Origin of the sequence: Sanguibacteroides sp. AM78-02pH3A, assembly GCF_027666085.1 — a bacterium.
In the GTDB taxonomy this organism is placed as follows: domain Bacteria; phylum Bacteroidota; class Bacteroidia; order Bacteroidales; family Marinifilaceae; genus Gabonibacter; species Gabonibacter massiliensis.
Genome location: NZ_JAQEHX010000007.1, coordinates 148,554 through 156,708, shown reverse-complemented (window position 1 = coordinate 156,708; position 8,155 = coordinate 148,554). Strand labels below are relative to the sequence as shown.

5 protein-coding genes and 1 pseudogene are annotated in these 8,155 nt (G+C 43.2%); 1 reads left to right on the top strand and 5 read right to left on the bottom strand.

The features are described 5' to 3' along the window. Positions 1 to 357: pseudogene (locus tag PGR74_RS11255) on the top strand (UDP-GlcNAc--UDP-phosphate GlcNAc-1-phosphate transferase); the annotation flags it as partial. 36 nt (positions 358 to 393) lie between these two features. On the opposite strand, the gene PGR74_RS11250 reads toward PGR74_RS11255, so the two are convergent. The 5 genes from PGR74_RS11250 to PGR74_RS11230 all read right to left on the bottom strand — a co-directional run bounded on the left by PGR74_RS11250 (position 394) and on the right by PGR74_RS11230 (position 8,146). Then, a complete protein-coding gene (locus tag PGR74_RS11250) occupies positions 394 to 1,539 on the bottom strand; it encodes a Wzz/FepE/Etk N-terminal domain-containing protein (protein ID WP_041502368.1) in 1,146 nt (381 codons plus the stop codon). Positions 1,540 to 1,544: 5 nt separating this feature from the next. Continuing rightward, entirely contained in the window at positions 1,545 to 3,962 is a 2,418-nt protein-coding gene (locus PGR74_RS11245; protein ID WP_041502369.1) for an SLBB domain-containing protein, read from the bottom strand. A 164-nt stretch (positions 3,963 to 4,126) separates the two neighbouring features. After that, complete coding sequence (locus PGR74_RS11240; RefSeq protein WP_270517176.1) at positions 4,127 to 4,633, bottom strand: UpxY family transcription antiterminator; 507 nt, start codon at positions 4,631 to 4,633, stop codon at positions 4,127 to 4,129. Then, positions 4,626 to 6,620: a polysaccharide biosynthesis protein gene (locus PGR74_RS11235; protein ID WP_235375031.1), complete on the bottom strand. Its 1,995-nt coding sequence runs from the start codon at positions 6,618 to 6,620 to the stop codon at positions 4,626 to 4,628. The genes PGR74_RS11240 and PGR74_RS11235 overlap by 8 nt, the downstream gene beginning before the upstream one ends. A 104-nt stretch (positions 6,621 to 6,724) precedes the next feature. Beyond that, entirely contained in the window at positions 6,725 to 8,146 is a 1,422-nt protein-coding gene (locus tag PGR74_RS11230; RefSeq protein ID WP_270517174.1) for a pseudouridine synthase, read from the bottom strand. Positions 8,147 to 8,155 lie beyond the last annotated feature (9 nt).

Here is an 8,155-nt window from a genome sequence, read left to right as displayed (position 1 = left end):
ATCATTTTATTCCTGTTAGGGAAGTTAATTATACAAACACGAGATCTCGGCTATATTATTTTACTGGCGGTATACGGGGTCGACAGCATACTCACGATTATACACCGGCTTCTATTACACGAAAACATCAGTCTCCCTCATCGAAAACACCTCTACCAAATAATGGCAAACGAACTTAAAATTCCACACGTTGCTGTTTCTGGGTTTTATATGTTACTCCAAAGCATCATAAGCATAGGCTACATCTATTGTGAAGCTTATAAATCCTGGTACTTTATAAGCATCATCCTGATCTTGAGTTTCGGGTACATATGGTTTATGAGAACGTATTTCGGATTGCATTCCATAACACAATAAAAAAGCGGGAGACTTATCGATTTCCCGCTTTTTTATTTATTCTTTAACTATCCGCCTCAATTTCGCACTTCCGGAGATTTCAGCCACGAAGGGCAAACCCAACACCAAGCCGATACCGGCAAATCCTCCCAAAAAAGTAAATAATACACAAATCAATGCCCGCTTAGGTTTGGATCGTTCATTGGGAATAACCACCGGATCCACGACCGTCAATATGGGAGTCGTCTCTTTTACGGCAATTTTGGCCTGTTCCAATTGTTTGGCCAACTCATTGTACACATTATTAGCCAAAGTATACTCTGCCGTCAATCTCTCCTCTTCAATCTTAGCCATGGCCGAGGAGAAATTTTTATTACGATCCTGAAAACGGGCCAACTCTTTCTGTTTCTCTTCAAAATCATTCTTAGTCTCGTTATAACGCTCCTCGACAAATTTCAAATTAGAAGCGACCTTCTCTATCTTAAATTCCGTAATATATTGCTGCAGTAAAGTCTGTGCATACTGGGCCAGCTGCGCTACGGCAAGCGGTTCCGGTAACTCCGCAGATAACTGAATATATCCATCCTTATCATTGATATTAAGAGTTATGATATTTTTCAATTTTTTAGATACTTCCTGTTCATCCTTGGTCATAAACTGAATTTTAGAATTAGTCTCTGCCCGAACAACAGAAGTCGTATCTTTTCCCCGAATCGCACCGAGGATAACTCCCGGTAAACCGATCGTATACTTTTTAATAAATCCGATCAAACTAAATTGCTGGTATCGATCCTCCGTGAAGTACTCGAAAAGCGTCACCGGGTGGTCAATACCCCCAAATGTCAAAGGAGCATTCATCAACTCTTTTTGAAAAGGGACACTGGCGATAATTTTCGGATAGATTTTAGGCGAAAGGACCTCTCCCGCACTCATACTTCCCAAATTGATACCCACCATCGAAGCCAACCCCGACAAACCTCCCGACATATTCTTCTCTCCCGACTGGGGTACCATCGTACTACCGGCCGTATATACTTTAGGGCTAAAAAGGGCTACCAAAATTCCGATCACCATAAAACAAACGGTCACCTTCAAAATCAATTTCCTGTTTTTCCACAATTTACGAACCACTTCAACCAAATCGATCTCTTGTTCTTCAGGACGTATTTTATTTTGTTGTGATATTGTTTCGTTCTGTTCCATATCGCTTATTTCGAATTATTCATAATGGTTGTAATCATGGCCGCCATCGAAGTCGTAGAAGAAGCTAAACTCATGATTTCAGCCAAGCTCATTCCCTTCCTTATCGGTCTAATCGGTACGATGATCTCACATCCCGGTTCTATCTGTTTCGCACTATTCCCTTTTCTCTTAGCCACCATTCCATTCATATAAACAATATACGTCCCCCGTTTTTTAGCTCTGAAAGCAAAACCGCCTGCACTGGCAATATACTCTTTCAATTTCTTTTTAGGATTGTAGGTAGTGGTATTGGGACGCATCACGGCTCCGTCTACTTTCACCGTTCCGTCATAAAGCGGAACGATAATGCGATCTCCTTCCCGAAGTACCACATCGTAATCCGATCCGGGATTAGCCATCGCCTTATCCAATTCGATACCCACGTAATAGGTATCACCTAACTCTAAAGTTTTAACGTCGATGGAATCCTTTCCGACCCCCTGACTCATCAACTTCAATTTGGATTCCAATCTCCTGCGTTCATCTTCGTTCAATTTTCTCTCCAAACGGGCTCCTTTAATATAAGCCTTGGTGGTTAGTCCTCCCGCACGATTGATAATACTCGACAAGCGTTCATTTTTTACCGATTTAGCGTATTGACCCTCATACATCACCTCTCCTTTTACCATCACATTCTGTTGTTCACTATAACCGGGAGAACGACGGACCTCGATCTCGTCGAAAGGTTCCAAAACAAAATCCTTCGGACCGTCGATAATCAAACCGTCTTTTAGCGTATAACTAAATATTTTCGCCTCAAAAAGAGCCTCCTTTTTCGCTTTGGGATTCTTTACCCGACGAGCCACATCCACTTTTACCATAGAAGCCGATTCCAAAAGTCCTCCTGCCTGCAATACCAAATCTTCCAACGACATATTCTGTATATAAGGATAAATACCCGGTTTCTTTACTTCTCCGCGGACCGTAACAATATAATTTTCCTGCAATCCCAAAGTAGAAGGTATATAAAGCAGGTCATTCTTTTGTAAGAGCATATCCTCTTCCCTTCCGGACAATATCTCTTGCAAATTCAAAGACTGAACCTGCTTCGTCAAATCCGGATTTTCCCGGTACAACAAAACCCGTCCCGTAAAAGCATCTCCTTTCAAACCTTCAGCCACCTTTACCAACTGGGCTACCGTTTGAATATCCTCATCCAAGGAGTAATCCCCCGGACGATACACGGCTCCCTGTACAGAAACCTTATTCTCAAAACGCGACACGATAGAATCGACCTCGACCACATCCCCGTCATCCAATAGGAAAGAAGGAAAATCCTCCTTTTTCACCGTGTGGATCCGGTATTCGGAACCGCTCTTGCGAATCAAACGTACATTCTTTTTATATGCATCTCCCGTAAACCCTCCGGCATAGTCCAATAACTTCTGTAAGCTCTCTTCCGCAGTCATTTCGTATTTCATGGGTCTTTTCACCCTTCCTTTTATCTGTACCAAATCTTTATAAGGACCGACAACAACGTTATCCCCGTCCTGCAAAACGATATCCCCGATATTTCCCCCCTCCAGAATATACTTATATACATCAAGGGTTGCAATCTTATTTCCCTTTCTAAAAATATTAATCTCCCTTAAAGTACCGATATCGTTAACCCCTCCGGCAGAATAAAGCGCATGAAAAACGGATGCCAAGGAAGGCAAGGTATAGCTCCCCGGGACAAGCACCTCTCCCATCACGTTCACCTGAATACTTCGGATCTGTCCCAATGTCAGGTTAACAAAAGTAGTCGGTTGCGCGGCCGTTATCGCGGAGTAAATCTTAGAAAATTCGTTTTTGATTTTTCCGTTCGCCTCTTTTACGGAAAGACCGCTCAAATAGATCGGCCCTAAATTCTCGACGATAATACTTCCGTCCGGGGATATCACCGACCGCACGGTCTGTTCCGAATCCCCCCACACATCGATGATAACCTCGTCACCCGCCGCCAACTTGTAATTTTCAGGAGTGGGGATATTCAATATCGGCTCAAAAGTTAATTTTTTATTATTAAACAGATCCTTACCGAACACCTCCTTCGAACGATCGGCAACAAAGGCCGGAATGGAATCCATCATGACAAACAAAGAGTCCATCGAACTCAACATCTCTTTGTTTATGGTCCTCAGACGATTTCCCCCCGACTTAGTATCGGTCATTTTACCTGCTCCCCCCTCCTTCTCTGCCATCATCTTTTCGTATTGTGCCTTCAGACGTAACATCTGTTCCTGAGTCACTCCACGGTCTTTTAACATCAGCATCATCTCCTGCTGTGTTTTTCCGTCTTTTTGAGCCTGCTTCAACAATTGAATGACCTGCGCATCGGTCATCTGGGCAAAAGAAGTGACAACCGCACCAAACAAAAATACAATAAGCAACAAGAATCTCATATAATCGATTTTAATCGTTTTAAAGTTTTCACTAAAATATTTAACCGCAAAACCACCAAAACAACTCTATTTTGCAGGCGACGGCAAAGATACGTTTTTAATTGAAAATCAAAAAAACATATCTGAAAATTATCTATCCGTAGCTACGTACCGGAAGCGACTCTTCAATAAGGTTCCACACAACTTAAAGGCACCGTGGTCAAAGCACACCCCAAATGCTCCAAACGGACCATAATTCGATGTTTCCCCCTGACCTCAACCAACTCTCCTTCCAACCCCGCCAGCTTTCCCAACACAACCCGCACATAAGAACCGACAGGCAAATCCACGGTAGAAATTTCCACCTCCTCTTCCGCGTTATCGTTCATAAAACGCAATGCTTTTATCTGTTTATCCGGTATCGGAGCCGGTATCCCGAATTCCTTCAAAAAAGAGACCACTCCAAAAGTCGTCAAAACCTTTTGCATCTGCAATAAATTCACGTATACGAATATATATCCGTTTATCAAAGGGATCTCCACCTTTTTGCTACGGTCACTCCATTTTCTGATTACGACACGCAACGGCAAATAATTTACAATCCCCTGCTGATCCAATCGCTCCTTTACTTTCTTCTCTGCCCGGGAAGCCGTGTAAACAGCGTACCAACGCGATTGATTTTTCTCAAACATCACCCGACACCTCCTGTTTCTCTAATACTTCCATACGATCGAGTACGCCTTGCATCTGTTTGTTCATTCCCTCTTCTTCCATTTGGAAATCGATGGATTCGAAAACAGAGTTTTTAGACTTGAATTCAGGAACGATGTTTTTCATCTGTTTCACAACCATAAAACTATCCGCGGTCTCCAAGGCTGAATGCAATCTATTTATCTCTTCCAATACCCCCCTGTAATCGTATTCCCTGACCTTAGCTATCTTTATTCGATCGTGAACGGTGGGAAGAGTTGTCTCCTTTACATTCAAAACTTCCTCGTATAGCTTCTCGCCGGGACGCAACCCGGTGAAGACAATATGAATATCCTTACCGACTTCAAAACCGGACAATTTGATCATTTTCCGAGCCAAGTCTACGATTTTCACACTTTTCCCCATGTCAAACACGAAAATTTCCCCTCCATGCCCCAAAGCACCCGCTTGCAAGACCAGTTGACAGGCTTCCGGAATCGTCATGAAGAAACGGGTTATTTCCGGATGAGTTACCGTAACCGGCCCCCCCGTTTCGATCTGCTTTTTAAAACGAGGGATAACCGATCCGTTCGATCCCAATACATTTCCGAAACGGGTCGTTATAAAATTAGTTTGTGATATCTTGTTTAAAGATTGCGTGTAGATTTCAGCAATACGCTTACTGGCTCCCATGACATTCGTCGGATTTACCGCCTTATCCGTGGAGATCATAACAAAACGCTTGCAGCCGTATTTTACGGCACAATCCGCCATATTCTTGGTTCCGAACACATTGGTCTTCACCCCCTCCACGGGATGCATCTCAACCATCGGCACATGTTTATAAGCCGCGGCATGATAAACGATATCCGGATGATACATTCTGAACATACCTTCCACCCTCTCTTTATCACGAACATCCCCGATTTCAATCTTATAATTAAAAAAATGAAATTCCTCTTTCAATTCCAGTTCTATATCATACAACGGAGATTCTGCCTGATCAAAAAGCACAATCAAAGAAGGTCTGAAATGAGTCAATTGACGGATGATCTCGCTTCCGATGGATCCGGCCGCACCGGTCACCAAAACGACCTTATTAAGTAATTGCTTCCGCAAATTATCCTCATCCAATTTGATCTCCCCCCGCTCCAACAAATCTTCGATCTTTATATTTTTTATATGCCGTATACTCAGATCCCCGTTAATCCAACTTTCGAAACGAGGAACCTCCAACACGTTGACATTATATTTCAGACAGGTTTCGACAATCGTTCGCTTTTTATCGTAAGCGATCATCTTTTTAGCGATAATAACTTTATCCACCTTATTCCGCTTCAACAGATACCCCAAAGAAGACATCTTGTAAATCTTAATTCCCTCCAATACTTTCCCGGCTTTTTTATCATTCACATCAATAAACGCAAGGATATTATAAGACACGTCCTCCGCGTTATCCAACGCGTGCTTGGCCATAATCCCATACTCATCGCTTCCGCAAATAATGACATTCTTCTTTGCCTTTTCCGCTCCTATATATTGGATAAAAAGAGTTTTTACAATCAACCGGCTCACAATCATCATACTCATTAACAACACGTACTCCGTCAAAAGCACGGAGATAGCGATCAATAGGCGGCCGGTCACCAAAAAATAAGCACCGCTTCCTAAAAGAAGTACCAACTCTCCAGCCGTTAATACATAATAAATCCGTAAAGCATCTTCTGTTCCTGTAAATCGAACAATACCGGAATAAGTTTTTCCCCAAATAAAACTAACAATCCTTACCCCCACGATACAAATCGCCCCTCGTGAAACAAGAGACATGTTTATGCGGTCTAACTGAAAATTCCCAAGTATCAAATAAGTGACACCGACCGCGACGCAACTCAACATCACGTCGATTATAAAAACGATCCATCTTGGCGTATAGGAGAAAGAGTGCAGCGCTTTCATCCTATTCAATCCATTTGTAACAAATGCAACCATAAATTCCCGTTATATTACATCTCTCATGGGTCTATGCAACCGACCCATGAAAGATGTTGTTAAAGTATAAAAAAACACAATAGTATCTACAAAGATCTACCTATTTAATAAACTTTTAACACAGTCACCTCTTCAGGTGTCAAGAATCTCCATCTTCCGCGAGGCAAGTTCTTTTTCGTGATTCCGGCAAAATAAACCCTATCCAATCGAAGAATCTGATAGCCGAAATGTTCGAATATACGACGAACGATACGATTCTTTCCGGAATGAATTTCGATGCCGACTTGCGTACGATCATCAGCAGCTATTTGAATATCGTCGGCCTGAACGAAACCGTCTTCCAACTCAATTCCGTCCCGGATGGACTGAAGATCTCCCATACTTACAACCTTATCCAAAAAAACGTGATATATTTTTTTCTGATTGTACTTCGGATGCGTCAATTTTTTAGCCAAATCGCCGTCATTCGTGAATAAAAGCACTCCCGTCGTCTGGCGATCCAAACGTCCGACCGGATAAACCCGCTCCTTACAAGCCCCCTCGATCAGAGACATAACCGTCTTGCGCTCCATGGGATCATCTACGGTAGTCACGTAATCTTTAGGCTTATTCAATACCAAATACACTTTACGTTCCGGCACAACAACACGATCGTCCACTTCTACCCTATCTTCCCGTTTAACCTTCACACCTACTTGTTGTATCACCTCTCCGTTTACTTTTACCCGTCCGGCTAAAATCAATTCATCTGCATCCCGGCGGGAACAAATTCCCCCTTTGGCAATATATCGATTCAACCGCAATTCCGTTTCATCGCCTTCGTTCTCCAACCGATGAGCCAACTGTTTCTTCTGAGAATAGACACTTCTCTTTCTCTCTCTTGCTTCCGGAAAATTTCTACGTTCACGATTGGGACGATCTACTCGGTTGAAACGGTCGTTTCTTTCTTCACGTTCTCCCCGGTTATACTCTTCCCGCTCAGAACGTGCTCCTCTCCTGAATTCATTTCTTTTTCCCGACTCTTCCCGGTAATTCCTCTGCTGGAAACGCCGTTCTCCCCCCTCGCTCCGGTTCTCCCTGTCGGAAGTATACCTTTCGTTTCTATCTTCCCGGCTTTCTCTTCTCGGAAAACGGTTTTCCCTCCGTTCTCCTTGTTCTTCCCGTTTCTGATAATTTTCGTCCCGGCGACGGAATGAACGTTCTTTTCTTTCCCCGTCACGATCTCCCTCGTAACGATCTCTACGGAATCTCTCCCCCTCATCGTTACGTTCCCCTCTGTCAAAACGATTTTGACGAACAAATTTACCTTCTCGTTCTTGATTCAAATCCCGAATCTCAACCCGTTTAAACCTTCTGACCGGACGATCCGACTCTCCCTCTCCGGAAAAAAAATCATCTCTCCGCTCCCTGTTAAAACGATTTGCCCTCTCATCTCCCTCACGGGTGTCAGGCTTCCTTTGCCGATTCTCGTCACGATGCCCGGCATTTCGACTAATCCTTGGTCTTTTCTCTTCCCGATTGTACATAACAGACTT

Coding starts and splice junctions, on each gene's coding strand:
- PGR74_RS11250 (WP_041502368.1), bottom strand. CDS start 1,539: ATGGAACAGAACGAAACAATATCACAACAAAATAAAATACGTCCTGAA.
- PGR74_RS11245 (WP_041502369.1), bottom strand. CDS start 3,962: ATGAGATTCTTGTTGCTTATTGTATTTTTGTTTGGTGCGGTTGTCACT.
- PGR74_RS11240 (WP_270517176.1), bottom strand. CDS start 4,633: ATGTTTGAGAAAAATCAATCGCGTTGGTACGCTGTTTACACGGCTTCC.
- PGR74_RS11235 (WP_235375031.1), bottom strand. CDS start 6,620: ATGGTTGCATTTGTTACAAATGGATTGAATAGGATGAAAGCGCTGCAC.
- PGR74_RS11230 (WP_270517174.1), bottom strand. CDS start 8,146: ATGTACAATCGGGAAGAGAAAAGACCAAGGATTAGTCGAAATGCCGGG.